This window comes from Fibrobacterota bacterium (assembly GCA_019509785.1).
Taxonomy (GTDB): domain Bacteria; phylum Fibrobacterota; class Fibrobacteria; order UBA11236; family UBA11236; genus Chersky-265.
The window spans coordinates 1-25782 of the sequence record JAEKLQ010000082.1 but is presented as its reverse complement, the minus strand read 5'-3'; the positions used below and the strand labels follow the sequence as shown (position 1 = coordinate 25782).

General features: G+C 61.8%; 21 protein-coding genes. 12 read left to right on the top strand and 9 right to left on the bottom strand.

Going from position 1 to position 25782, the window contains the following annotated elements; all coding sequences use genetic code 11:
* The 4 genes from JF616_21735 to JF616_21720 all read left to right on the top strand — a co-directional run.
* A partial coding sequence (locus tag JF616_21735; protein MBW8890384.1) for a hypothetical protein occupies nt 1–297 on the top strand: 297 nt, incomplete at its 5' end.
* Nucleotides 294–1409: an aminotransferase class I/II-fold pyridoxal phosphate-dependent enzyme gene (locus JF616_21730; GenBank protein ID MBW8890383.1), complete on the top strand. Its 1116-nt coding sequence runs from the start codon at nt 294–296 to the stop codon at nt 1407–1409. The genes JF616_21735 and JF616_21730, both read left to right, overlap by 4 nt.
* A 6-nt stretch (nt 1410–1415) precedes the next feature.
* Nucleotides 1416–2039 (top strand): sugar transferase, encoded by a 624-nt coding sequence (locus JF616_21725; GenBank protein ID MBW8890382.1) that lies wholly within the window; start codon nt 1416–1418, stop codon nt 2037–2039.
* Nucleotides 2036–3235, top strand: coding sequence for an ATP-grasp domain-containing protein (locus tag JF616_21720; GenBank protein ID MBW8890381.1), 1200 nt, complete (start codon nt 2036–2038; stop codon nt 3233–3235). The genes JF616_21725 and JF616_21720 overlap by 4 nt, the downstream gene beginning before the upstream one ends.
* A gap of 391 nt (nt 3236–3626) precedes the next feature.
* On the opposite strand, the gene JF616_21715 is transcribed toward JF616_21720, so the two are convergent.
* From JF616_21715 to JF616_21705, 3 genes are all read right to left on the bottom strand, one after another.
* A complete protein-coding gene (locus JF616_21715) occupies nt 3627–4019 on the bottom strand; it encodes a hypothetical protein (GenBank protein ID MBW8890380.1) in 393 nt (130 codons plus the stop codon).
* 226 nt (nt 4020–4245) lie between these two features.
* Entirely contained in the window at nt 4246–4857 is a 612-nt protein-coding gene (locus JF616_21710; GenBank protein ID MBW8890379.1) for a tyrosine-type recombinase/integrase, read from the bottom strand.
* A gap of 141 nt (nt 4858–4998) precedes the next feature.
* Nucleotides 4999–5799, bottom strand: coding sequence for a CPBP family intramembrane metalloprotease (locus JF616_21705; protein MBW8890378.1), 801 nt, complete (start codon nt 5797–5799; stop codon nt 4999–5001).
* A 116-nt stretch (nt 5800–5915) separates the two neighbouring features.
* On the opposite strand from JF616_21705, the gene JF616_21700 reads away from it, so the two are divergent.
* Together JF616_21700 and JF616_21695 are read left to right on the top strand one after the other, a co-directional pair.
* The gene (locus JF616_21700) at nt 5916–6794 is read left to right on the top strand and encodes a GNAT family N-acetyltransferase (GenBank protein ID MBW8890377.1); all 879 of its coding nucleotides are present in this window, start codon (nt 5916–5918) and stop codon (nt 6792–6794) included.
* A 187-nt stretch (nt 6795–6981) separates the two neighbouring features.
* Nucleotides 6982–7386 (top strand): hypothetical protein, encoded by a 405-nt coding sequence (locus JF616_21695; protein ID MBW8890376.1) that lies wholly within the window; start codon nt 6982–6984, stop codon nt 7384–7386.
* Nucleotides 7387–7393: 7 nt separating this feature from the next.
* On the opposite strand, the gene JF616_21690 is transcribed toward JF616_21695, so the two are convergent.
* From JF616_21690 to JF616_21680, 3 genes are all read right to left on the bottom strand, one after another.
* Nucleotides 7394–8197 carry an FkbM family methyltransferase gene (locus tag JF616_21690; GenBank protein MBW8890375.1) on the bottom strand — a complete coding sequence of 268 codons (804 nt, stop codon included), beginning with the start codon at nt 8195–8197 and terminating at the stop codon, nt 7394–7396.
* Between the two features lie 49 nt (nt 8198–8246).
* Nucleotides 8247–8636, bottom strand: coding sequence for a hypothetical protein (locus tag JF616_21685; GenBank protein ID MBW8890374.1), 390 nt, complete (start codon nt 8634–8636; stop codon nt 8247–8249).
* A gap of 242 nt (nt 8637–8878) precedes the next feature.
* Nucleotides 8879–10198, bottom strand: a complete 1320-nt coding sequence (locus JF616_21680) for a hypothetical protein (GenBank protein ID MBW8890373.1) — start codon at nt 10196–10198, stop codon at nt 8879–8881.
* Between the two features lie 185 nt (nt 10199–10383).
* On the opposite strand from JF616_21680, the gene JF616_21675 reads away from it, so the two are divergent.
* The 6 genes from JF616_21675 to JF616_21650 all read left to right on the top strand — a co-directional run bounded on the left by JF616_21675 (nt 10384) and on the right by JF616_21650 (nt 23057).
* Nucleotides 10384–14424: a DUF2341 domain-containing protein gene (locus JF616_21675; GenBank protein ID MBW8890372.1), complete on the top strand. Its 4041-nt coding sequence runs from the start codon at nt 10384–10386 to the stop codon at nt 14422–14424.
* Entirely contained in the window at nt 14370–14999 is a 630-nt protein-coding gene (locus JF616_21670) for a hypothetical protein (GenBank protein ID MBW8890371.1), read from the top strand. The genes JF616_21675 and JF616_21670 overlap by 55 nt, the downstream gene beginning before the upstream one ends.
* Nucleotides 15000–15546: 547 nt before the next feature.
* Complete coding sequence (locus tag JF616_21665) at nt 15547–16257, top strand: tetratricopeptide repeat protein (protein MBW8890370.1); 711 nt, start codon at nt 15547–15549, stop codon at nt 16255–16257.
* Nucleotides 16258–16423: 166 nt separating this feature from the next.
* Nucleotides 16424–19132, top strand: coding sequence for a protein translocase subunit SecD (gene secD / locus JF616_21660; GenBank protein MBW8890369.1), 2709 nt, complete (start codon nt 16424–16426; stop codon nt 19130–19132).
* 236 nt (nt 19133–19368) lie between these two features.
* Nucleotides 19369–19863, top strand: coding sequence for a hypothetical protein (locus JF616_21655; GenBank protein MBW8890368.1), 495 nt, complete (start codon nt 19369–19371; stop codon nt 19861–19863).
* A 29-nt stretch (nt 19864–19892) separates the two neighbouring features.
* On the top strand, nt 19893–23057 hold the full coding sequence (locus JF616_21650; GenBank protein MBW8890367.1) for a peptidase M4 family protein: 3165 nt from the start codon (nt 19893–19895) through the stop codon (nt 23055–23057).
* A gap of 80 nt (nt 23058–23137) precedes the next feature.
* Here the strand turns inward: JF616_21650 and JF616_21645 are convergent, their stop codons facing one another.
* The 3 genes from JF616_21645 to rlmN all read right to left on the bottom strand — a co-directional run bounded on the left by JF616_21645 (nt 23138) and on the right by rlmN (nt 25706).
* A complete protein-coding gene (locus tag JF616_21645) occupies nt 23138–23770 on the bottom strand; it encodes a hypothetical protein (GenBank protein ID MBW8890366.1) in 633 nt (210 codons plus the stop codon).
* A 266-nt stretch (nt 23771–24036) separates the two neighbouring features.
* Nucleotides 24037–24651: a methyltransferase domain-containing protein gene (locus JF616_21640; protein MBW8890365.1), complete on the bottom strand. Its 615-nt coding sequence runs from the start codon at nt 24649–24651 to the stop codon at nt 24037–24039.
* Nucleotides 24651–25706: a 23S rRNA (adenine(2503)-C(2))-methyltransferase RlmN gene (rlmN, locus tag JF616_21635; protein MBW8890364.1), complete on the bottom strand. Its 1056-nt coding sequence runs from the start codon at nt 25704–25706 to the stop codon at nt 24651–24653. Before rlmN ends, JF616_21640 begins: the two co-directional genes overlap by 1 nt.
* Between the last annotated feature and the right edge of the window lie 76 nt (nt 25707–25782).

The following is a 25782-nucleotide window of genomic DNA, read 5'->3' as shown; positions in this document are numbered from 1 at the left end:
ACCAGCAAGCCACCTACGGCCGTAGGTGGCTTGCTGGTGGCCAAATACAAGGAAGGCATCAGGGACTATTTCAATGGCTGGCATCCCTTATTCCACCTCGCGAAATGCGTACGGCGGTTGGCGGAGCCGCCCATCATACTGGGCTCTTTGTGGCGGCAAATCGGCTACCTTTCCGCCATGGTCCGCTGCCAGGAGATAATGGTTCCCTCCAACCTGTATCGGTTCATCCGGCAGGATCAATTCAACCGGCTGAAAGCGCTCTTGCCGTTCCGGCACGGCAAAGGAGCGGAACGATGACTGATCCCATTCCCGGCATACGCCCTTATTTTAATACGTCGGATGCGGACCTCGAAATCATCGCTGGACTTCTTGGGTCCGGCCAGGTCACCAACAATGGTCCTTATGTGAAGGAGTTCGAGGCCAAGTTGGCCGCTTACCTCGGTGTGGAAGAAACCGTGGTCGTTTCCAGCGGATCGGATGCGCTCCTGCTGGCCCTCACCGCTCTATCGCTTCCGCCCGGAAAGATCATCCTTCCTGCTTATACGTTTGCAGCCACCCTCAATGCAGTGGTGCACGCGGGCTTCGAACCGGTTTTCTGTGACATCGACCCGGAAACCTATACGCTAGATCCGTTCCATCTCGCCGCGTTGCTGGAACGCCATGCGGACACGCGTTGCGTGATACCGGTGAACGTTTTCGGCATCCCGCCGGACCTCGCCGGCATAAAGGCCCATTGCGATCCAGCGGGCATCCGCCTCGTGTACGATAACGCGCATGGGTTCGGGACGACATGCCAGGGATTGAAGCTAGGGCCGGAACCGGATATACAGTGCTTTAGCTTCCATGCGACCAAAGCCTTGCCCGCCATCGAAGGCGGCATGGCGCTAGCCCGGGATCCGAAGGTAGCTGACGCGATCCGGCGCTTGCGGAACCATGGGCTGGGGACCTCGCCGGAGGCCTTCCGGCCCGGTTTCAATGCCAAGATGGATGAGATCCGGGCCGTCATCGGACTCAGTTCGTTGGAGCATTTCCCCGCAACCCTTGCGCGGCGGAGGGCCTATGGGCAGCGTTTGCTCCAAGCGTTCAACCGCTTTCCGGAGGCCTATACCACCCAGGCCATCCCTTCCGGCGTGGAGACCAATTTCCAGAACCTGGGCATACGCTGTCACGCGGCGCGGCGCCTCGGCATGGATCGAGTCATCGGGATCTTCGCGGAGCTGGGAGTCGGCGTTCGATCCTATTTCAATCCTCCCCTCCACAAATTCAAGGGATTCGGGACTGGGCCGGCATTACCGAACACGGACATCGTGTGGGAAATCCTCGCCTCGTTCCCGATCCATAGCCGTATGTCGGAGGAGTCCCTGGCGGGTATGGAGCGCGCCATCGCGCGATTCGGCGGCATGGGATGACGTAGCGTGAAGCGCCTGGCCGATCTCCTGTTGTCGCTTTTCGGTTTGGGCGCTTGTTCCCCGTTGATCGGCGCGTTGTGGATCGCGATCCGCATCGATTCCCCAGGCCCGGCCCTCTTCACCCAAATCCGGACCGGGCGGAACGGCCAACCCTTCCGGATCTTCAAGTTAAGGACCCTGCTTATCGACCAATGCCGCTATCATGGCGAGGATGAGATCCGGGAAGGCGATCCCCGCGTTACCCGGTTGGGCAAGTTCCTCCGCCGCTACAAGTTGGATGAGCTACCGCAGTTGCTAAACGTCCTGCTGGGCCAGATGTCGTTCGTGGGCCCGCGGCCGGATTTGCCGGAGCAAGCCGCGAAATACACGGCCGCTCAGGCTGTCCGGCTCACGGCGGTACCTGGCCTGACCGGCGTCTCCCAAATCAGCGGCAATGCAAGCATAACCTGGGATGAGCGGATCCGGATGGATATCTGGTACGTTCGGAACGCTTCGTTGACGCTGGACTTGGGGATACTGCTGAGGACAATCAAGGTCGTCGTGGCGGGTGAATCGGTACGGCAGGACCCTTATGGGCTCCGAAACCCGACAGGCCCGGGCCTCACGCCGGCAAGGCACGGGCCCGCATGAGCGAAACCATCCTTATGCTGGGAGGATCGTTCTTCCAGCTGCCCCCGATCCGCTATGCGAAAGCCAAAGGCTACCATGTCATCGTCTGCGATGCGAATCCGGACGCGCCCGGGCGGGCATTGGGGCATGAATTCCATTCCGTCAGCACCACGGATTTCGACGCCGTACTTGCGTTAGCGAAGGCCAAGGGTGTCGACGGCATCATCGCTTTCGCTTCCGATCCGGCGGCGCCGACCGCGGCGTTCGTGGCGGGCCGATTGGGGTTGGCCGGCAATCCGCTGGAGTCGGTGCGGATCCTGACCAACAAAGACCGGTACCGATCATTCCTACGCGAACATGGCTTCCAAACACCGCCGGCCCTCCGCGTGTCATCCGCCGCCGAAGTCGGGGCGGCCGTTTCCCGGATCGGGACGCCCTGCGTGGTAAAACCCGTGGATTCCTCCGGCAGCCGGGGCGTTACCGTACTGGGCCAACCCGAGGATGCGGCCGCGGCATTCGCGAAGGCGATCGGGTTCTCCCGCCGCAAGGAAGCGTTGGTGGAAGGCTTCGTCAAGCGGAAGGGCTACCAGATCGCCGGCGATGGGTTCGTAGTCGACGGGAAGTTGGCGTTCCGCTGCTTCGGCCAGGAGCATTTCGATCCCGCCGCGAATCCGCTCGTCCCAGTGGGGGAAAGCTTTCCCCTGTTGATGCCGTCGGACAAGCAAGAACTAATCCACCGTGAAATCCAACGATTGTTGGACCTCACCGGCATATGTACCGGCGCCTTGAATTTTGACATCTTCATGGGCGCAGGGGACGAGGTTTACCTCATGGAAGTTGGCCCGCGAAATGGAGGCAACCGCATTGCGGAAATAACCCTGATGCATACCGGCGTCGATATGATCCGCGCGACCGTAGAGACTGCCCTGGGCCATGAACCTGGGGACTTGGGCGGCGGAACGCCCGAAGGCTTCTTCTCAACCTACATGATCCATTCCAATGAGGAAGGGAAATACAAAGGCCTGCGGATCGACGATCGGATCCGGGGCAATCTCATCGAGTACACGGAAAACATCGCACCAGGCGGGACCGTCAAGAGGTTCGATGGATCCAATTGCACCTTGGGGACAATGTTGCTGCGTTTCACCGATGCGGGGGAGATGCTGGATCGAATGGGGCGCATGGGCGAATTCGTAAAGGTAGATGTGGAGTCTTGAGCCCGAATCGCTTTCAGATCCGCAATTTATATGATTTTCGAAAATTCAATTCTTCACCTTGTTTCCGTTCTTCACGCCCCCAAAAAGTACTTCTGGTTTTGGCCCGCCAGGGCCACATTTCGAGGCCCCATGTTTCCCAACGTTTGCGGTAGTAGGAAGTGGCTTGGAAAGGAATGCGCGCTTGGCAAGGACGTGAGTGGAGTGGGTGACTACAACCCCGGAGCGAACGCCCGCTGCCTGCCGAACGGTCGCGCACCCGTTCCAAGCCATTTGCGAGACCGCAATGCGGAGCATGTCCGCGGGCTCCAGGCTGGGAGCTGTTATATGCTGTAACCAGCCCTCTTAAAATCTTAGAGTGCACACGATTTATACCAAATCTCTGGAAAAAAACCTAAGGAACGAATACGAGATATATTTCGAATCGATACTCATCATTAGACTCGAAGGCATTTAAATGGAGAACCAAGTCGCTTCGACCTTCTTCCTTTGTCCATAAATCGATAAGCACCTCCCATCGGTCGCCCATCCACTGGGCGCAGGAAGTTTCCCACGTTGCTTCTGGGATATCGGTCAACGTGGCTCCATAACTAGCAATGTATTTCCGAATATGATCCGCAGTTTCAGTTGTAACGGGATCAACTGATGGAATGGCTTCCTTCAGTTCGTAGTCACCTTTCACGAATGCATTTACAATTTTAACCAATAATGGTCGCCAAGACATGGCGATGGGATGAGCCTTAACTTTATCCTTATGAGGCAATTTGTCCGCTAAATCCTTTTCCATCTTATCCTTTAGAAATACGTGCTTCTCAAGTTTCGTAAATCAAGTAATTCACCGTTTTCCTTGAAAAGTATTATTGCTTAGATTTTTCTTGGATCAAAATTCGAATTTATTTTTGACCCCTGACTGGAAAGGTCAGGGGTCAACACTTTTGGGCGGGTTATTGCATATAACTACGGCTAGTGCGAAACATTTCACACAGTTCCCACCGCTGGATCGATTGTGCGAACTATTTCCATTTCCTGCTATATCGCACATCCGTCCCATTTCCCTCCTTGTGCGCAATCTCTGCGCGATTCGCCTCAACTTGATTCCATAGCCGAACCACAGGGCTTTGGATGGTCCGCAGCCGATGGGAAGCCACGCGCGCATATCGTTCGGTTGTTTTATAGCTCGCATGGCCTAGCAAGCTCTGTATCGCCTTCAGATCGGTGCCTGCCTCAAGCAGATGGGTCGCGAAAGCATGACGTAAACTATGAATACCGCCCTTATGGGGAATACCGCATCGATCCAACGCTTTTCTGAATACGACTTGGAAGGTCCTGCGGCAAAGCGGCTCGCCCGGTTCCTGGCCTTCGAAGAGGTAGATCCTAGGCCCATACGTTTTAAAGTATTCCTTTAGCGGCGCTACCAGGGAGGGGGGAAGCATTAAAATGCGATCCTTTCCACCCTTTCCCGCTATGATTGATATCGTGTTGCGTAGCAAATCGATATCGGTAATTTTCAAATGGGTCAATTCACTAACCCGCAATCCGAACCCGTAGGCCAAGGCTAGTGTCAACCTATGTTTTGGCGAATCTAATGACGTGAGGAGTTCTCGAACCTTCTCCGTAGGCAGGATGGCGGGAAGCTTTTGCGATTGCCGAGCTTTGGGAAAAACTTCAACGCATTATCGTGAATCTATTGGAACCGTAAGCAATGAATTGTGATTGGAGTCTCTAAATTATTTCGCTTCTTTCGAAACCGAACCCGATGTCCATTTTCATCTAATTCCGGTATATGCGGAAATCACTAGTACGAGATTATGTCCGAAATGGACGCCGATGGCGGGAATCAGCGAACGGGTTTTGAGCCTGAAGAAGAGGTCCATAGCCGCCGAAAGAGCTATGCCCAGCCATGCCGGCCAGTAACTCAATGTTTCCGAAGCGTGGAGAAGAACGAATGCGGAAGTTACGATGACCGCTGCGACTTTTATGCCAAACGAGTTCGTGAGCCCTTCGAGCAGAATGCCTCGGAATAGGAACTCTTCGATCGGCGGTGCACATGCCAAAATGAGAATGACCCAATAATGGAGCGACCATCCGCCTGCGAGAGCCGCCGTCACCATGGGTCCCCAATGCTGTCCCGCGGTGGGCGGGTGGATTCGCACCAGCACGAACAGGTAGGTTAGCGAGATAAGGCAACCCGCCAAAACGGCGAGGCTCGTCTCGGAAACCCTTGCCGGTCTCCAACCAATTGCCGCCATGCCCCCGCCATTACCAGGCTTCGTGAGAAATCTCCTTGTCATCCATAAGACCACTAGTGCGGATGCTATTTCGCTGACAATGGCGGTGGGTAGCATTATCCGTCTGATTGCGTTTGCCAGGAGGGTTCTATCTGAAGTCCCTTGAAATACTACTAGGTAGACGACTTCGCCGATAGCAACGCAACTGCCCGTGAAAATCTGAACTAAAAAGAAAGCTGCAATGATGGCAACGGCCCTCTTCACGCGCAGGACCGGGCGCGCTATGGGAACATCTTCTGCTATCGGGGCTTCCGCCGCCCCCTCGTCGCCTGCGTTCATTCCGTCTCCTGGTTGCGCTGCAAATCAATCTAATCAACGGTATTTATCTTTGGTTTTAAATAGTTTCATTTGAAATCGGCCTCCGATTAGAAAGACGGAGGGAAAGATGGGGCCTCATGCTCAATACCATCAAAGCCTTCACTCAAGTAACCGACCTCTTCGCCACCGCCGGACAGCCTTCTGCCGAAGCCATCCCTGCCCTTCGCTCCGCCGGCTTCGAACGCGTCATCAACCTGGGGCTTCTCGGCCAACCTTATAGCCTCCCCGACGAGCGCGGTCTCGTCGAATCTTCCGGCATGGTCTATCGCCATATCCCCGTTCCCTTCGAAGCTCCCGAGCCCGCCCACTTCGCCGCCTTCCTGGCCGAAATGGATGCCGCGCCCGGGGCCAAGGTTTTTCTTCACTGCGCCGCCAATTACCGCGCATCTTCCTTCGCGGCCCTCTATGGTTTCCACCGGCTCGGTTGGGATCGGGCCCGGGCAGAAACGTTTCTCGCCGAGGTTTGGATTCCGAATCCCCTGTCCGACCCGGAAATTTCCAAGTACGAACAATGGGGCGTGTTCGACCTCGAAGACGTGCGCCATGATCTGGAAGTCCAGGCCGCGGTCGTGCCCGGCACGCCGAAGGTGTGGAACGAATTCGCGGTGACCCTCAAGGAGGGTGGCGCCTGCATCGGCAATATCAGCTTCAAGCGCAGCGAACCGGAACAGGCCCAGGCCGAAATCGGTTTCCACTTCGCGAGCGCGTACCACGGGAAGGGTTATGGCAAGGAAGCGGTGGCGGGCCTTATCGATTGGCTTTGGGGCCTTAAGCTGCACCGCATCTGGGCCGTGGCCGATACGCGCAACCTGAGCTCGTGGAAGATGATGGAAAAGTTAGGAATGCGCCGGGAAGGTTCGTTCCGGGAGAATTGCTTCGTGAAAGGCGCCTGGGCTGACGAATATCTTTACGCCTTGCTGGAACCCGAGTGGCGCGCCCTTCGCGCCGGCATGTGACCCTCCTCACACGGCCCCGAACTTCCCTTCCCATCCCATGCCTTAGGGGGTAGCTTTGCTTGCAATGCGTTCCATTTTCATTTTACTCGCTCTCGCCGTCGCGCTATGCGCACCTCTCTCCGCCACCGAGCCTACTACGCTTGAGAAGGCCGCCTTATCGCTTGCCCAGGCACCCGAGGAAGGCCCCATGAAGGTCGCCTTCGCTTTCAAGGATGGGGAGAAATGCCAAATGGCTTTGACCGTAGACTCGGTGGCGGTGCTGCCCTGGGATTCTTCGGCGGGAGCCTTGGAGCCGGACGATGAGAGCGACGGCTTGGAGCATGCCTTGCGGAAGCGCGCGCTCTCTTCCCCGGAAAAGGATTCGGCTGCCCAGTTGCTGGGGATTACGCGGACCTTCAAGGGGGTTAAGCGCTTCGAGTGCCCGCGCGAGGACGGCTATGGATTTTCGCTCTGGTCCGATTCCCTGACCCTGCATTGCCGCAATTGCTTTTCCTGCACCGAAGGGGTGAGCATGTCCGAAGCGAGGACGCTGGCGCGCTTGGGGCGGTTGAGCCTTTGGCTTTACCGCATGCGGGACGGGTTGAACCCTTAGCGGCGCGTCATTCCCGCTGCAGCAGGAAATTCCCGTAGGTTTCCCCGCGCGCGGCTTCGGTCATCTCCGCGGCCGTATCCGCCGGGCGCCAGGCGCCGTCCTTCCCCAGGTAACGGCAATGATACCCCCGCTCCCGCAGCCAGGCCCATCCCGGCGGCGGCAGGGTGTCGAACCAGAACTCGCACAGCAGCGGCCCTTTGAATGCGCGGAAGAATCTTTCGCCGCCCCGGAACACGCCCATCTCGGAACCTTCCACGTCGATCTTGATGGCCCCGATGTCCTGCGGCCTAAGGCCTGCCTGCTCCATCCAATCGTCCAGGCGGGAGCGGCGGGTGGGCTGACGTTGGAAGGAATAGCCGGAGCCGGGCGCGGCGGCGGCCGCGTAGGAGTCGGCGAAGCCGGCCTGGGAATAGAGCGGTACGCCATGGCGGACGGGGATGACGAGTTCGGCGGGGCCGGTGGACTCGGAGAGGGCGAGGGCTTCGATGCGGGCCGGCCATCGAAGCCTCTTCACCAGGGCGGACAAGGCTTGGTGATGGACGGGCTCGAAGGCGATGACGCGGCCGGCGGGCCCGACCGCGCGGCAGAAGAGCGCGGTCGATCCGCCCAGGAAGGCGCCGATGTCGAGCACGGTTTGGCCGGGCGCGAGGGCGGCGGCGAAGGCGAGCAGGTCGGGGCCGAAGAAGCTTTCCGCGTAGCGGGGCGAAGCCAGGGCTTGGCGCAAGCGATGGCGGAAGCGCCAGGCGTGCAGCCGGGCGTACAGGCCGGGTCCGGCCAATCCGAATAAAATCCGCTTGGCGCCTTCGCGCATGGACCCGATTATACCGCTGTCGCGGCGTGCGGATCCTTGTGGTCGCGCCTCAAACGGTCGCGTCGACGGCAGTGCCTATCAAAGGATGCCCGAGCGGCTTCAGGAACGGCAATTCCGGCGGCGGGGGATCTACGGTCGGCTGCGGCAATCCGGTGCCTTTTCCCAACACACGCCCCTTGAGCGCTTCCTCGCGGGCCTGTTCGGCCTTTTGACGGGCGGTCTTAGGAGGCGGTTGGGTTTTGCTTTGGGTGTCGTAGACGTCGAAATGTTCCCCCAGGCCGGGTTCGTTGCCGCCTTTACCCGCCGCGGGCGGGGGCACCGCCTGCGACGTTTCCGTATCGGGCACCGCCTTGGTTTCCTCCGCGATCGCGGGCTGGGCCTGCGGGGGCGGGGAGGTCACCGTCTTGACGGCGTTTGCGATTGGGTTGAGGTCCAACATGGCCTTGGTCTTTCTCCTATTCAGATTATCGGCGGACATCTGGACGACTTAAAGGTTTTTTTCCGAGGGGACCGGAACGTCTTTGGCTTTTGGCGGAATCGGCTCAAAGACGCTTGAACCTTCGCAACCAATCATAATCGCTCCCCTAAGGGACGATAGCTAAGGCGCGTAATCGATAACGAAGGCGCCGCGCCCAATCGATAGGGAAGCCGTCTAATATAAAGGCGTCGGTTAGACCCTCTTTAATGCGCCCAACGACCCAAGGCATCCCGGATGCCCCCGGCTTTCCAGAGGAAACGCGGCCCGGAATCGCGCCGCGAAGGATTGGCGGCGTCCGCGAAAGGCGGCCGTGGGCGTAGGGTCAGGCTTTCCGCGTCGGGGTCGGGGAAGAGGAAGTCCTGGTAGGCCATATGGAACTTGTCCGCGGAGAAATGGGCCAGGGTATCGGCGTCGCGGGCCGCGCGCAATTCGGCCTCGAAGGCGGGCCACAGGATTTCGCTGCGACCGACGATCACCCGCTGGAGGACTTCGGGGGCGGGGGTGATGGTCAAGGGCAGGATGCGATCGACCAGGGCGCGCGGGAGGATCCAGAAGGCCTTGAGCCCGCCTTCGTGGAAATAGCCGTCGTACCAGGTTTGCAGGAGGGCCTTGGCCTCGTCTTGGAACAGGCCGGCTTGGATGAGGCGGTTTTGCAAGGTGTCCATGGCCGCCATGCCCAGCCCGTAATCGGTTGAGGCTTGCTTAGGCACGGCGACGCTGATCATCGCATGCGCCGCCAAGGCGCCTTGCCAGAGGATGCCGGCGGGAAAGGCGTCGCCGCCCTCGCGGCGATCGTACACCATCAGCCAGGGCAGATCATCCTCGCCGTCGTTGGCTACGGAGAGGGTGCTATCGTCGCGGAACTTCAGCTTTACCGTGTGGGGGAAATCGCCGAGGCCGCGGTAGAAGAGGAAGCGTTCATATTCGCCGCCTTGACCGCGGAGCATATTGCTGGCGACGTTGCGGGGAGCGGTCCATTCGGGGGTTTCCAGCCCCGAGCCCGTGGTCGTATAGGCCGGTTGCGTCCCGGGGGCCAGGACCTTGGCTTTCCAGCCGATGTGGCCGGCGTAGGGCTGGGCGGCGAAGTCCACGAAGGGACCGGCCGGGTCCGCCTCGCGATCGTAGGCTTGCGGATACCATTGGCTGATGGTTCCTCCCGTGAACTTCACCTTCACGTCCACGTCCAGCGAATCCGGGGCATAGAAGTACAGGACGGGGGTCTCCATTTTCACGGTGACATGGCGCAATTTGGAAAGCGGTGCCCAGCCCGAGGCGGAGTCGTAATTGAAGTAGGGGATTCCCCGTACGAAGGCGGGCAAACGCGAGGCGTCCACGTAGAGGCCGGCCAGGCTGCGGCCGTCGCAAGCGCTCAAGGTCGTGAACGTCCCCCATTCGTGGACCGTCAGCCCTTTGGCATCGGCGGATGCTGCCATTCCCAGGGCTCCCAGCAGAATTCCCGCGACGATTTCACGGGTAAGCGGAGAGGCCAGCGCGATCCCGTTCAATCTTGATGCATTCCGCATGCGTCCTCCCGGCATTGCCGAATCCACGGCGCGCCTTTTGTCCTCCGAATATACCCCCGGTAGCCAGTGGTTCCGGTTATTTACGCCATCGCGGCCATAGGAAGCGTTGTCAGCGGACAACGGCCGCCCCCTATAATTGGGCCGACGGGGCGCGGGAAAGCGCCGCGGAGCAAGGGATTCATCGCATGCGGTTGCGCGGGATGGCGGGGCGCCTTTTCCTTTTACTCCTCTTACTGGGAGGCGCCGGATCTTCGCGCGCCGCGGAGGACTTCTCCACCTGGGCGCATTCGGCCAAGCTGCACATCAACACCACTTCCTCTGGTGCCGACGTGCGGAAGACCCTGACCGACGTTCCCTTGCTGGTGCGCATCACCGACAGCCGCATCTTATCCCAAGCCGCCAGTGACGGTTCGGATCTCCGCTTCGCCGCGGGGACCGGGTCCGCCCTCGGTTTCCAGATCGAACGCTGGTCTCCTTCTCTGGGGAAGGCGGAGGTTTGGGTGCGCATGCCGCAGATCGATTCCAGCAGCGACAAGCAGTTCATCAACGTGTACTGGGGCAAGCCGGGAGCGACATGGCTCTCCGACGGAAGCAAGGTGTTCACGCGGAGCGAGGGGTACTACGCCGTTTACCACCTAGGCGAAGGCGGGACCCAGACGCGGGCCAACTCGGTGGGCAACTGGAACCACGCGACCCCGAAGAATTACGAAGGCGACGAGCGCGTGGAAGGCATCATCGGAATGGCCGACAGCTTGGATGGGGCCGCTTTAGGCGGGGATTACCTCGATCTCGGAAGCGGATTCGATTCCCTGAATTCATTCACTTTCAATCTATGGGCCTATGACGTGAACGGGAAGATCGCGGCACAGTTCCTGGATCTGGGCCGGACCGCGACCACGGGCCCGGGGCCAGGGCCATTGCCCGGGCCCGGGCCGGTGACGGAAGAACTCCAATTCGGTCAGCCTGCGCAGGGAGATTCCTTGTCCGGAGTTTTTAACCAAGGGAACTTCTTCCCGGCATCGATCGGGGCGGCCAAGGCCGTGACGACTGGGAAGTGGGCCTTCTACGGCATTACCATCGCCAACACCACCGTCAGCGTTTATAAGGATGGAGCCAAGATCGCGAGCGGGTCCTTACCGCAAGCGATGCGGATCCAAATCCGTACCCTCAACTCCATAGGCCAAGGCCGGCAGGGGACGGGAGGAATCGGCCCCGGCTCCGCCACCGGAAGCAGTTTCGCCGGCATGATCGATGAAGCGCAACTCTCCTACGCCAGCCACAGCGCCGATTGGATGAAGTTCACTTACGAGGGCCAGCGTCCCGACCCGAAGCTGTACAGCTGGGAGTTCCCGCCGGAAATCAAATTGGCCATCACCACCCAGCCCGAGGGCCTGACCGTAGCGGAGGGGCATGCCTTCACGCTAACCGTCGCGGCGGAAGCTTCGGGAGCGATCAAGTACCGGTGGATGAAGGATGGGACGCCGATATCGGGCGCCTTCTCGGCTGAATTCCAAAATGATCTCGCCGACTTGGCGGATGCCGGACTCTACACGTGCCGCGTCACAGATGGCACTGACACCCTGTTCTCCAAAGCGGCCGCCGTGATCGTGCCCGAGGACTTGTCCAGCTGGGCGCATTCCCGGAAAATAATCCTCAACGCCAACGCCGCCTTGTCCCTATCCGGCGACGTGGCCAATGTCCCGGTCCTGATCCGCTTGGGCCACGCCAATTTCGATTTCAACCAGGCCGCTCCGGGGGGCAGGGATTTGCGCTTCGCCGCCGGCGGAGCGCCCCTGGCTTTCGGCATCGAACGTTGGGCTTCCGATACCGCCGAAGTGTGGGTGCGCCTGGACAAGGTCTCCGCCGCGGGAGGCGATGCCTTCACCATGTATTGGGGCAGGTCCGCCGCCCGCCAAGCCTCTTCTCCGGCCGCCGTCTTCTCCATCAACGATAATTGGCGCGCCTATTACGCCTTCTCCGACTCCGCTTCGGTTTCGGGATCGAGCCAGGCCGGCGATGCCACCTTGAACGGGTTCAACGCCGGTGGGACCGCCGTGGCGGGCGTGGATGCCGTCATCGGCCGCGGCTTCAGCTTTCTCGCCGCCGGGAACTCGCACGTGCTGGCTCCAGCCGCCACTATCGAGGGCCTGAGGGCCTTTACCGTGCTGGCCTGGGCCCGGGAGAAGTCGGCCAAGGCCGCAGGTTCGGTGCCGATCCAGGATCCGCATCTATTCGGGACGGGCATTGTCGGTTCCGGCCAGGAAGAGTTCGGGATCGCGTCGAAGAACGGGACCTTGGAAGGATGGGTCGCCGGATCCCCAACGACTAGTTATGCTAGTCAAACCGGGGCCACTCAGTTGAACGATGGTTCCTGGCATCTGGTCGCCGTCTCTTCCGCGGGATCGGATTTCGCCGTCTACGCGGACGGGAACCCCTCCTTTACCTTGTCCGCGCCCGATCTTCCCGTGCTCGGCAACGGTCTGGGGATCGGCGGCGTGCTCGCCTTCGACGGCAGCTGGAGCGCCGGCTTCACCGGCGACATCGATGCGGTGCAAATCCTGGGCGAAGCCAAGAGCGCCGATTGGATCAAGTTGGCCTATGCCATCCAGCGTCCCGGCGCGGCCGTGCTCAATTTCCAGGCCTCCTCCGACCAAGCGCCGCCGGCCCCCCTGATCGATCCCCCCGGAGGGAGTTTCGATGCGGCCGTCGCGGTTTCCCTTTCCTGTTCCGCGGACAGCGTCCGTCTTTTCTACACCTTGGACGGGACCGATCCGGACACCACGGTTCATGGTTCAACCCGTCTTTATCTCTCCGGCTTCCAGCTCGCCAAGGACGCCGAAGTGAGGGCCAGGGCCTATCGTAAAGGGTTGTCCGGGCCCGTAGGCAGCGCGTCCTTCCGGATTTTCGCGTTGACCGCGAGCGGCGACACCCTGGCTCCGGGCGGCTCCCGGGCCATCGACGGCTTGCGGCGCGTGAGCTATCCGTTCCAGGATGCCTCCGCCCGCGTCCTATTGCTCCCTGGCGCTCCCTGGAATCCCAAACCGGCCGGCTTCGATCGGGTCGGCACCCTGTTCCAGGTGCGGCCTCTCGACACCGCGGCCGCCTTCCCCGGCCTCTCGGTATCCGGCGATTCCCTGGACGAGCTTTCCCTTTTCCGCCGCGATGCCAACTCCGCCATCCTGTGGATGCCGCGCAAGGACGGCGGCTTGTGGATCCCCGGGGCCGGGACCTATTTTTGTGGTCGGGACACCTTGCCGCCCCATATCCGCGTCACGGGCACGACTCCTTACGGGAACGATTCCCTGACCGTGCATATCCTGGTGGAAGACAACGTGGCGGCGGTGCAGGCCAAGCTCCGCTTCGGCCGCGCGCCCATCGATAGCATGGGTTGGTGGACCGCGCCGAGCGGCCAATCCCTAGACTTTACCGTGCCCGTGCCATCCGATCCCGCCCTGCCGCTGGAAGTCAATTTGTCCGTTACCGATCAGTCCCGCACCCGGGATCTTCCGGCCCAAGGCTTTTTGACCCTGCCCCGGCCCTTACCCTCCATGAGCGATCCTTTGGCCTTGAAGGCGGGCGTCAATTGGAAGATGGCGGGCATGCCGCTCGCTCCCGGACTTTCCTTGAGCCTGAAGGAACTGGCCGCGCGGAGCGGCACCGGTCCTCTCTATGCCGCCGTCTGGCAGGGGCGCACGCCTCCGGATTCCGGCTACAAGATTTTATCCGGCGAAGATACCCTGCCGGGAGGGAAGGGGTTCTGGATCGCCAGCGACGGGGACGCGCCGTCCCTCAACTTCCCGCCGGCCCGCGCCGTGGCATCCGATTCGGACGGCTTGTTCCCGATCCGCTTGGACACCGGTTGGAACCTGGTCACCTGCCCCTCCTTGCGTCCGCTGGCCTGGCCCATTTCCATCCACGACGGCGAGGTGTACCTGCGCTCCCATCTCAAGCCCTTGTTCGCTTACGATGATACCGGCTACACCCGGCCCGATACGCTGCGTCCCTGGCAAGCCTATTACGTCCATTCCGATAAGGACACCGTGGTGCACGTGGGCGCGCTGGCCCCGCACGCGGTCGCGCGCCTTTCCGCCCCTTCCGCGCCGGGAGCGTTCCTCCGGCTTGACCTCACGGCCGGCGACGGGATCCGCTTGGCGTTGGGCGCCTCTTGGGCGTGGAAGACGAAGGCCAGCCGCCCCTCCTCGCGGCCAAAAGCGCGGCCTGGCTAAGCCGGGACGGGCGCGCCCTCTCCGTCGATTACGTGGCCTGGGATCCCGATCGGGCCCTGCGCTGGAGCCTGTCGCTTCGCTCCCAACCGTCCGGCGCCCATCTCGCCGTCCCCTCCGCCGCCCTTCCCGCAGGCCAAGAAGCCTGGGCCGTCTCCCCCTCCCGCGGCCTGAAATGGCCCCTGGCCGCCGGCAGTAACATCCCGGTTACGGGAGACGATACCCTCCTCATCTTCGCGGGGACCCCGGCCGCCCTCGCCCGCGTACCCGAACTCCAAAGCGGCCGCATCGCCGCCGGCGCCTTCGCCGCCCGCCTCCGCGCCGCCGCCGGCGGCCTGGAACTCACCCTCGATCTCCCCACCGAAGCCTTCGTCACCGCCCGCATCCTGGACGCCCGCGGCGCCCTCCTCGGCAGCCTCACCAACCGCCCCTTCTCCCCCGGCCGCCACGCCCTATCCTGGTCCACCCTCTCCCGCGCTTCCGCGCCCCTCCCGCAAGGCGCCTACTGGCTCGACCTCCAAGCCCACGGCCAAGGATGGACCCACCACAAAGCCTACCCCGCCAGCATCCTCCGCTAGCCAACCCCGTCAACATCCTCCGTAAATCCTTTTCCCCGCTATCGCCGTCGATGGCGCGCTCGCGCCCAAGCGCGCCCCCATCGATCTAAACCCCATCGATCTAAACCCCATCGATCAATAAGACCTACACCGATGGCTCCCCGCCGAACCCCGGGTTGCGCCGGGCCCGGCTTCCCAGTCGAGCGCCCCCTCGCCCAACGAGGCCGCATCCTTCCCGCTGCGGTCGCGGAACGGCGGGGCCACCGGCGCGGGGACGGTGAGTTTCGAGCGTCCCGGCCTGGGGAAGAGGTCGATCCTACGTAAGGCCAGCCCGCGCTCCCCAAATGCGCGGGCGACCTCTTCCCCAGGCCGGGGAACGACCCACAACCCGAGAAAGCGAGAAGCCCGAACCGTCCCCGCGCCGGGGGCACCGCCAGACCCACCCCAGCAGCGGCAAGGCTGCGGCACCGAATCCAGCGAATTTTACGAGCACTCACCCGGAATCCCCACCCCACGCACAACCCGGGCACGTATATTTGGAACTGGGGGATCTCTTCCTCGGGGCCGTATGGAAGATTTGCTGAAGGACAAGGTTTGCCTGCTGCGGGATCAGATCCGGTCTTCCGGCGATGGCGCGGCCCTCTACCGCGAACTCTCCGATCTCCTTTTCCGCGCCGGCAAAATCTCCGCTGCCATGAACATCCTGGAAAAGTCCCTCACCGGCCATGACGACGGTCATGGGCGCGGGGCCCCTAAGGACCCGGCCCAACGCAATGGCGAAGGCAAATGGCTGTTCGATCGCGGCCTGGAGTATGCCGACGCCTACCTCTACGAGGACGCCGTCGAATGCTTCCAACAGGCCCTGCTCTCGGGCCATGAAACCTTCGAGGCCCACTATTGCCTGGCCGGCGTGCTCAAGAGCCTGGCGCGCCGGGACGAGGCCTTGGAACACTGCCGCCGCGCCAGCGAACTAAATCCCCGATTCGCCCCGGCCTATATCCTGCTGGGCGCCCTGGTCAAGGATCCCCAACGCCTCGATGAAAGCATCCACGCCTGCAAGAAGGCGGTCCTGCTCGATCCCGATTGCGTGGCGGCCTATTACGATTTGGCCTGCTATTATTCCCTGCAAGGGAAGCGCGAGCAAGCCCTGGCCGCCATGGAAATGGCGCTCTGCAAAGGGTTCTCCGATTTCGCGTGGGCGCTCAAGGATCCGGATTTGGAAACGCTTCGAGGCTATCCCGAGTTCTCGCTCTTGATCAAGAGCTACCGGACGACTTGACCTAATCGAATACCTCGCACAGTTTCTTTTCCGCCCCTACCGACCTTCCGAAGTTGGTCCCTTCCCGGTCCTTTTCTATATTCGGGCAGCTTTTTCAACAACTTAGGCCCGGGAAAACCATCCCGGGATGGCTTCAGTATTTCGGAATGAAGGGTCCATACCATCCATGAAACGGGAAACCGGGTTACGAACGGTCATTCTACTCATCATACTGGGGCTGTGCGTTATCAGCCTCATCCCCACGGTACGCGTGTTCATGCACAAGAACGAGGTCAACCTGGCCTTGGAGAAGCGTACGCGCGAGATCTTCAAGCGCGAGCACCCGGAAGTGGCCGCCAAGGCCATCAATCTGGGCTTGGACCTTGCCGGCGGAACCCACATCATCGTGGAAGTCCATAAGGAAAAGCTGGATAAGGAAGCCCAGAAGGACGTGATGGATCGGTCGCTGGAGATCCTCCGCAACCGCGTCGATCAATACGGCTTGTCCGAACCGATCATCACCCGCTCCGGCGACAACCGCATCGTGGCGGACCTGGCCGGCATGGGAGCCGAAGACGCCCGCCGCCTGATCGGCGCCACCGCCCTGCTCGAGTTCAAGCTCATCCCCGAGGTCACCGAATTCAAGCCGGTCCTGGATAAGATCGACGCCTACCTGAACCGCCGCTCCGGCCATCTGCCCATCAGCAAGGGCGCCTCCCCGGCCAACGATACCGCCCGCGCCGTACAGGACATCTTCGGGCGCGTGGTCACCGGCGATTCCGCCAAAACCGGTACTACCGGGTCGGCCAAAGCCGATTCGGCCGGAGCCAAGAAGGATTCCGCCCTGGCCAAGGCCTCCCCGGCGGACAGCGCCAAGAAGGATAGCGCCGCCGCCGCGGACACCTCCGAGACCGCCGCCGAGTTCTACAAGAACCGGCCCTTCGGCGCCTTGCTCATCGCCATGGGCCGCGACCTGGCCGTGAAGGCGGAGAACGTGGAAAAGGCCAAGGCCATCCTCGAGGATTCCGGCGTGCAGGCCCTGATCCCCCAGAAGTACCAGTTCCTTTGGGGCCGCGAGATCGAAACCCATGACAACGTGAAGACCCGCCGCCTGTACCTCCTGAAGCGCCGTCCCGAAATGACCGGCGCCACCATCGCGGACGCGCGGCCCAACCGCCTCGGCAGCGGTAGCATGAACGCGGGCGAAGTGGAAGTGAGCCTCACCTTCAAGGGCCTGGGCCCGAAGGAGTTCAAGCGCGTCACCAGCGCCAACGTGGGACGCCAGCTCGCCATCGTGCTGGATTCGGTGGTCTACTCGGCCCCGGTCATCCAGGGCGCCATCCCCAACGGGCGCGCCTCCATCACCGGCATCGGCGACATTAACGAAGCCAAGCAATTGGCGGTGACCCTGCGGGCCGGCTCGCTCCCCGCCCCGATGTCCATCGTCGAATTGCGGTCGGTAGGCCCCACCCTGGGCGAAGACAATATCCATAAGGGCTTGATGGCCGCGATAGTGGCCCTGGCCCTGGTGGCCGGCTTCATGGCCTTCTATTACAAGGGCGCCGGCCTCATCGCCGATCTGGCCCTGTTGCTCAACATGATCATCCTGTTCGCGGTGCTGGGCGCCTTCCATGCCACCTTGACCTTGCCGGGCATCGCCGGCATCGTGCTCACCATCGGTATGGCGGTGGACTCCAACGTGCTGATCTTCGAGCGCATCCGCGAAGAATTGCGGCATGGCCGAAGCGTGCGCGCCGCCATCGACGCCGGCTACAAGAAAGCCTTCAGCGCCATTTTCGATTCCAACGTCACCACCTTGGGAACGGCCGCCATTCTGTACTACATCGGCGTGGGCCCCATCAAGGGATTCGGCCTCACCCTGATGGTCGGCTTGGGCGCCTCGATGTACACCGCCATCGTGGTCACCCGCCTGGTCTTCGACTACATCCTCAAGAACCGGGACGTGAAAGAGCTTTCCATCGGCAAGGGCGTGGATTGGTTCCATGAAGTGGACATCAAGGTCATCCCTTGGGCGAAGTACTACGTGGGCCTGTCCGTAATCGTGTTGGCGCTGGCCTTGGGCGCCATCGCCGTGCGCGGCTTGCATTTCGGCATCGACTTCACGGGCGGCCACGTCTATCGCGTGCAGTTCCAGGAACAACCCAACGTGGAAGAGGTGCGTAAGGAAATCCAATCCGCCGGCCTGGAAAACCCCCGCGTACAGACCCTGGGCGCGCAGAACGAGAACCGCTTGATGATCTTCCTCCCCAACCTCGGGGAAGACGCGGCTACCAAGGGCATCATCGCCAAGGCGGTCAAGGGCGCGACCATCGAGGGCGAAGATACCGTAGGGCCGTCGGTGGGCAAGGATCTGCGCCAGTCGGCCCTTCTTTCCATCCTTTCGGCCCTGGTTTTGATCGTGCTTTACATCTGGTTCCGGTTCGGTCGCAACGGCCTCGGCTTCGGCGTGGGCGGCGTCTTGGGCCTCATCCACGATAGCTTGATCACCTTGGGGCTTTTCGCCTTGTTCGGCATGGAGATCAGCCTCGACTTCGTGGCCGCCATCCTGACCATCATCGGGTATTCGTTGAACGATTCCATCATCATCTTCGATCGCATCCGCGAATTGACCGGGGTCGCGAGTTCGAAGGAATCGTTCGCGACGCGCGTGAACAACGCCAACAACCAATGCCTCAGCCGCTCCATCATCACCCACTTGACCGTGCTCTTCACGGTGGTGATCCTGGCCGTGATGGGCGCGTCGTCGGTGCGCGATTTCTCCATCGCCATGGTGATCGGCGTATTCGTGGGCACCTACTCCACCATCGCGGTGGCCTGCCCCTTCGTGGTCTGGTGGGATCGCCGGCGCTTGCGCCCGGCCCCCGCCAAGAAATAAATCCACCCAACCGTTAATCTTCGAACGGGCGCTCCAGACGGGGCGCCCGTTCTTTTTTTTGCCCTGACGACATCGCTCGGCTTTTCCTGCCTTCATTCCCTAGCATCCACCGTGAAAAAATCCCCGAGCATCCGGGATCAGTCCAAAATGGCCCTGCCCCGGTGCGTACCAGACGGTACATTGATCATCTCCAACAACCCTATTCTCGCGCCTCTGTTCGCGCAAAAAGGAAGCGCATGCTTCGGATCGGCATCGCGATCGGTTCTCTCCTTATCGGCCTAAGCGGCTGCCGAAAGCCCGTCGATCAATCCCCCGATGCCGCGCGCGCCCGCGGCAAGGCAGGCGGCGCATCGACGGGGAAAACCGGCTCCTTTACACTCAGCTTGTCCACGGGCGGGGGATTCGCCGGCGCATTCCGAGGTTATACCCTCCTCTCGACGGGAGAAATCACTGCCTGGACCGGAACGGCCGCGGGGCCCCGCACCGATCTCTGGACGCGAAAAGGCAATCCCGATACTCTCGCCGCTTTCGCGATGGCCTTGGACGGCTATCTCGGTACGGAATCGGCGCAGACGGGGAACATGACCACGCGCATCGCGTACACGTCGTCCCGCGGCGATCATCAATGGTCCATAGCCGGCGCGGGCGCCGCCGCCGATGCCCCCGAACCGTTCCGCACGTGGTATCCGCGCGTGGAAGCCTATTGCCGTAGCCTGGCGCCCGAACCTTGAACTTGGAACGAATGCGAAAGCGAGCAGATATGCCTTTCCATCAAACCGTACATTCCTCTTTTACCTGCGCCCTGCTGGTGGCAACGGCGGTCCAAGCCTATACCCCCGGCGCCGCCCTGAAGGGAGCGCCCGGCGCCGCGTCGCGGCAGATTTCCGCCGCCGAACTCCAGGCCATCGCCCGGAAAATCGCGTCCACCCGCCCAGCCGCCGCCGCCAAACTTGCCGCCGGACCGACGGCCGCCGCGCCTGCCGCCAGCGCGCCTTCGCTACAGTCGGTGCTGCGGAACCGCTCCCTGCAATCCGGGCCGACGTCGGTCCTTCCGGTTCCCGGTAGGGCTCTGGCCAACGGCCCCGGCTTTGCCTGGATGGCCGATAACGGGACGCCCGCCTACCTGGATGGACGCAGCATGAGGTCGCCGGATCCCGCCGGCGCCCGGACCTTCACCGCCGCGAAAGCCGCTCCCGTGGCGCCCGGCGACCGCGCCATGGCTTACTTCCGGGCCAATAAGGATTTGCTCAAGTTGCAGGACCCTTCCGCCGAACTGCGTTTCCAAAAGCAATTCACGGACGTCCGGGGATCCCGGCATGAGATCTTCCAGCAGGTCTATCAAGGGGTGGCCATTTGGAACGGGCAGATCAACGCCCACTTCGACGGGAACGGGGCGCTGTACGCGGTGAACGCGCATTATGCGCCCACGCGGGCCCCGCTCGGGAGTTGGCGCCTCGACGCGAAGACCGCCATCGACCGGGCCGTGGCCGACCTGTCCCTGAAAACCCCCTTCGAGGATTTCACTCCGGAGATGCGCGCCCAGCTCGATTATTCCGGACCGGCCGCGGAAAAGAATGTCTGGATGGAAGAGGAAAACGGGTCCAGCCATTTCGCATGGCGCGTGGAGATCCGGCCGGATCTCTGCCATCTTTGGCGCTACTTCATCGACGCGGCTTCGGGCGCGATCCTGGAAAAGTACGATGCCGCCAACTCCGACGGGGTCAAAACGGCCAGCGCGCAGGATCTGTTCGGCACGGCGCGAACCATTAATACCTACCAGGTCGGATCGACCTATTACCTGATCGACGGTACGCGCAAATCCTTCAGCACCTCCGGCCTGCCCGGTTCGCCCAAAGGCGCCTTATGGACGGAGACCGCCGGGAAAACCGATCTGACCAAGCTGTCGCAAATCACCTCGACGAACAATACCTGGACGGATCAGTCTTCGGTTTCGGCCCATTACAACATGGCCAAGGTGTACGAATACTACCTGAACACCCATAACCGCAATGCCATCGATGGCGCGGGCGGAACCATGATCGCGGCCGTGCACGTGACCGAGGGCGGGCAGGCCATGGACAACGCCTATTTCAACGGCAGGCTGATGGCCTACGGCGACGGGAACCGGATCTTCAAGCCCCTGGCGCGCGCCCTGGACGTGACTGCCCATGAGATGACCCACGGGGTTATCGCCGCGACCGTAAACCTGGATTATAAGAACCAGGCGGGCGCGCTCAACGAATCCCTGGCCGACGTCTTCGGATGCCTGATCGAAGGCAACAATTGGACCATGGGCGAGGACGTAGTGAACAACAAGACCGCGTATCCGACCGGCGCGCTTCGCGATCTGGCGGATCCGCACAATGGCGGCAAGAGCCGCTCCGATGCGAGCTGGCAACCGGCCCATATGCTTGAGTTCGTAAAGACCACGCTGGCCGACGACAACGGCGGCGTACACATCAACAACGGTATCCCCAACCATGCCGCCTATCTGATCGCCCAGGCCATCGGTCGCGAGGAGATGGGGAAAATCTATTACCGCGTCCTGGATGCGCGTTATCTGAATCCCGGCTCGCAATTCATGGACATGCGCCTGGCGGCCGTGCGGTCGGCGACCGATCTCTACGGCGAGACCTCGCCCGAAGTCAAGGCCGTGAGGGACGCTTTCACCGCGGTGGGGGTCGGTTCGGCGAGCAGCAATGATATTCCCACTCCCAGGCCGCCGGATCGGTCCCCCCTGACGGGAACCCAATTCGTCGTCGTGGAAGAAGCCAAGACCGGCGATAGCAGCCTGTACCTGGCCAAATCCGTGATCGCCGGCGATACCGATGTCACGCATCTGAGCAAGACCCAGATATTCACGGGTTCCGGACGGCCGATCTCCGTCACCGCCGATGGATCCCTGATCCTGTTCGTGGATGCCAAGCAGGCCCTACGCGCCGTCGACGCGTCGGGCGAACGCGTCGTGGATGCCACCACCGCCTGGAAGTCGGTTGCCGTCTCCCCGGACGGGACCAAAGCCGCGGCCACCACCCTGCAAGCGGACGCGAAAATCCACGTTCTCGATCTGGTCCATCCGGACCAGAGTAAATCCATCGCCCTATACACGCCGTCCGCGGGGCAGACCACCCAGGCCAATACCATGCCCTATGCCGACGCGGTGGAATTCAACTACACCGGGGAGAGCATTGTCTTCGACGCGCTCAACAGCGTGCCCCAGGCCGGGGGGAGCCCCCTCGAATTCTGGAACGCCTACCTCGTGGATGTGCAGTCCGGCATCATCAGCCCGTTCCTGCCTTCCTTGCCCGATGGGGTGAGCGTCGGCAATCCCTCCTTCGCCCAGACCACCGACCTGAACGTCGCCTTCGATCTCATCGACGATTATACCGGCACTTTCAGCGTGATGGCGGCCGATCTTTTCACTGGGGCTTACCATGTGCTCGATAGCAATGCCACGGTGCCTGGAGGCCCGCGCTATTCCACCCGGGACGATAAGATCGTTTTCACCCGTAAGACGGGCACGACCCTGAACGTGTTTCAACTTCCCTTGGCTAAGGATAAGATCACCGCATCAGGCAAGGCGGTTACCTTCCTGGCGAACGCCCAGAGGCCGGTCTGGTTCGCGCGCGGCGCCCGTTCCACCGGGTTCGCGCTGCCGCAGGCGCGGCTACCGGAAAGTTACGGCCTCGCCGATGACGCCGGCGGCGCCTTGCGCCTGGACCTGCCCGCCTCCGCCGCGATCATCGTCACGATTTATGATGCACAGGGCCGCAAGCTCGGGGATTTGGCCCGCGGATCCTATCCGGCGGGAACGCATCGCATCGCCTGGGCGGGACCCGCGGGCGGGGGGATGTACCTGGTGCGCCTGACCGCCCATCCCGACACGGGACCGGCCTGGTCGATGGCGCGTTGGGTGATCCGCTAGCTGCCCGGCCTCTTCCTACGTTAGCGGCCGGGCCGCCTTCGAGTCTATCGGAAGGGTTAGCGGCCGGGCCGTTTCCTACGTCAACGGCCTTCCAGCAGATTCAAGAAGCGGACGGCCAAGCGGGTGATGCGCATATCGTGCTCCGCGCCGAAGCGGCCGTTCTTGATGGCCTTGAGGCCCTCACGGGCGTAGACCGCCGCGCTGTCCAAATTCCCGATCAGGACTTCGATCTCGGCGATCACCCGATCGACTTCGATCCAGCCCAGGCGATGTTCTTCCTGACCCAGCTTCCCGACCAGGGTAACCGCCACGTGACGGGCCAGGCAGTATTCGGCCAGGGCCTCCTCGGGATCGGTTTGCGCCCGGGCCATGCGCACGTGATCTTCGAGCAGGGCCGGCCCGAATTCCCACTCCCGGAAATGGAAGAAAAGCTTATGCCTCAGGTCGATGGTTATGCGCAGATGATCGAGATCCTCCGCGCTCTCGGCCGCTCCCATCATCCCTTCTTCGGCGACGGGGGACGACCCGGAAGAGGCGCTATCCCCGCCCTCCGCCGGCAGAGGCGGGACGGCGACGAAATCGGGATCGGGAAGGGCGAAACCGTCCGGGCCGTGGGAACGCGGGGGATCGATCCGGAGAGGCGCGCTTTCGCGGGCGGGTTTACCGGCGTCGACCAAGCTCAGCCAAGTGCTTTTCGGGGAGAAGTAAGACATCGTATCTTGTGCCTCCATGCCCGAGAGGATACAACAGCTGGGGGTCCGATACCACGTCGGATTCATCGCGAGGAGGGGGGATCCATCCCGGGCAAAACCAAGGCTTTAAGCCTGTCTTTGGGAAGCTTGGGATATTCGCGGACCGAGTGAAAAACCCAAGAGATTAAAGGCGATTTCGGGACCCGGCGGCCCTGTCCGCGCCATCGTCCGCGGATTACGGGCGGAACCCAGGTAACCGGAGTGTTACCTGGGGCGCCGCATGGGTATTAGTGCTTGGCTTTCTTCAGCAACCAGATCTCCTCTTTGCCGGCGCGCTCCTTCACGCTCTGCTTGGGGATGACCTTCTCGTGCAGATCGAATACGCCGTCGAGGCGGGCCATCAGCTCGCCTTCCGAGGTGGGGTGGGGCGGACCTTCCAGCGCCGTGGACCGGATGAGCGGATAGAAGGCGGCGATGACGACGCCGTTGGGCGTGAGCATCTTGTCCCACACTTCGAAGTATTCGTCGCGGCGGCCGGGGTGGATGGAGTTGAAGCAGCAGTACTCGTAGATGATGTCGAAGGGTTCGGTGCTCTTGGGGGAGAGCTCGAAGAGATCGATGTTGAGCACGGAAAGCTTGCGTTGCTTCTCGGACAGGGCGGAGAGCGCCGCGTAGGCGGTGCCGGAGAAATCGACGGCCAGGGTTTCGTGGCCGCGGGCGGCCCATGCGGCGGCGTCGTAGCCGCGCCCGGCGCCTGGCACCAGCACGCGCCCGGTCTTGGGGCAGGATGGGTGCTTGAAGAATTCCTCCAGGAGAGGCGTGACCTTCCCGAGATCCCACCAAGCATCTTTCTTGGTCTTGTACAGGTCTTCCCAGTATTCCGGCAGATTTTGAGTCAGCATCAGGCTACCTTTTTCTGTTCAGTGGCCAGTTGGCCGCACGCAGCATAGATATCGGGCCCACGGGGGCGGCGGCGCAGGACTTGGAAATCCCCCTGCGCAAGGATGCGTTCGAATTCGGCGATCTCGCCCTCGTCCGGGGCTTCCATATCGGGATTGCCACGGTTGAGCGGGATGAGGTTGATCTTGCAATGCCGGTGCGAGGCGATGCGCTTCAGCTCCCGGGCGGCATCCCGCGTGCAGGTCTTATCCTTGATGAGGATGTACTCGAAGGTGAGCTTCTGCCCGGTCAGGCGGATGTATTCGTCCGCCGTCTCCAGCAAGGTTTCGATGTTGTAGCGCCGGTTGATGGGCATCAGCTGCGAACGAATTTGATCGTTGCTGCCGTTCAGCGAGATGGCCAACTTGAAATCGGGCGCGCGCTTTCCCCATTCCAGGATCTTGGGCGCCACCCCCGAAGTCGATATCGTGATCTTGTCCTTGGCGATGCCGAAGCCGTCCTGCGCGTTCAGCCGCTCGCAGGCCAGCGCCACGTTCTCGAGATTGAGCAGCGGTTCGCCCATGCCCATGAAGATGGCATTGCTCAGGCGCGCGTCCTGCCCTTCCGTCTCTTTCAGATGCCGGCTCACGAACCAGGCCTGCTCCAGGATTTCCCCTAGGGTGAGATTGCGGATGAAGCCCATGGTGGCGGTGCGGCAGAAGGTGCATCCCATGGCGCAGCCGATTTGGGAGGAAACGCAAATCGACCGGCGATCGTCGGTGGGGATAAGTACGGTTTCGAAGAAGTGTCCGTCATGGGTTTCGAAAACCCACTTCGTGGTCCCATCGTGGGAGGTCTGGGTGGCTTTGACTTGCAGTACCTGGCAGGTGGCCTTCTCCCCAAGGGCCTCTTGCAGGGCCTTCGGGAGGTTGGACATTTTACCGAAATCCGACTCGAACCGGCCGAACATCCAATCACGCAACTGGCGTGCCCGGAACGCGGGCTGGCCGAGTTCCTTTAAGAGCATCTCCAAATCGGAAACGCTTGCGCCTAAGAGATGCGCTTTGGGCGATATCACCATATCCTGTAAATTTAACAAAAATTGCCACGAAGGCCTGTTTTCCAACTATCAGGGGGACTTGCCGCACGAAGCC

Bases quoted from the DNA above. Each gene is read 5' to 3' on its own strand.
- JF616_21730 (MBW8890383.1), top strand. From the start codon at position 294: ATGACTGATCCCATTCCCGGCATACGCCCTTATTTTAATACGTCGGAT.
- JF616_21720 (MBW8890381.1), top strand. From the start codon at position 2,036: ATGAGCGAAACCATCCTTATGCTGGGAGGATCGTTCTTCCAGCTGCCC.
- JF616_21715 (MBW8890380.1), bottom strand. From the start codon at position 4,019: ATGGAAAAGGATTTAGCGGACAAATTGCCTCATAAGGATAAAGTTAAG.
- JF616_21705 (MBW8890378.1), bottom strand. From the start codon at position 5,799: ATGAACGCAGGCGACGAGGGGGCGGCGGAAGCCCCGATAGCAGAAGAT.
- JF616_21700 (MBW8890377.1), top strand. From the start codon at position 5,916: ATGCTCAATACCATCAAAGCCTTCACTCAAGTAACCGACCTCTTCGCC.
- JF616_21695 (MBW8890376.1), top strand. From the start codon at position 6,982: ATGAAGGTCGCCTTCGCTTTCAAGGATGGGGAGAAATGCCAAATGGCT.
- JF616_21690 (MBW8890375.1), bottom strand. From the start codon at position 8,197: ATGCGCGAAGGCGCCAAGCGGATTTTATTCGGATTGGCCGGACCCGGC.
- JF616_21685 (MBW8890374.1), bottom strand. From the start codon at position 8,636: ATGTTGGACCTCAACCCAATCGCAAACGCCGTCAAGACGGTGACCTCC.
- JF616_21680 (MBW8890373.1), bottom strand. From the start codon at position 10,198: ATGCGGAATGCATCAAGATTGAACGGGATCGCGCTGGCCTCTCCGCTT.
- JF616_21675 (MBW8890372.1), top strand. From the start codon at position 10,384: ATGCGGTTGCGCGGGATGGCGGGGCGCCTTTTCCTTTTACTCCTCTTA.
- JF616_21665 (MBW8890370.1), top strand. From the start codon at position 15,547: ATGGAAGATTTGCTGAAGGACAAGGTTTGCCTGCTGCGGGATCAGATC.
- secD (MBW8890369.1), top strand. From the start codon at position 16,424: ATGAAACGGGAAACCGGGTTACGAACGGTCATTCTACTCATCATACTG.
- JF616_21655 (MBW8890368.1), top strand. From the start codon at position 19,369: ATGCTTCGGATCGGCATCGCGATCGGTTCTCTCCTTATCGGCCTAAGC.
- JF616_21650 (MBW8890367.1), top strand. From the start codon at position 19,893: ATGCCTTTCCATCAAACCGTACATTCCTCTTTTACCTGCGCCCTGCTG.
- JF616_21645 (MBW8890366.1), bottom strand. From the start codon at position 23,770: ATGTCTTACTTCTCCCCGAAAAGCACTTGGCTGAGCTTGGTCGACGCC.
- JF616_21640 (MBW8890365.1), bottom strand. From the start codon at position 24,651: ATGCTGACTCAAAATCTGCCGGAATACTGGGAAGACCTGTACAAGACC.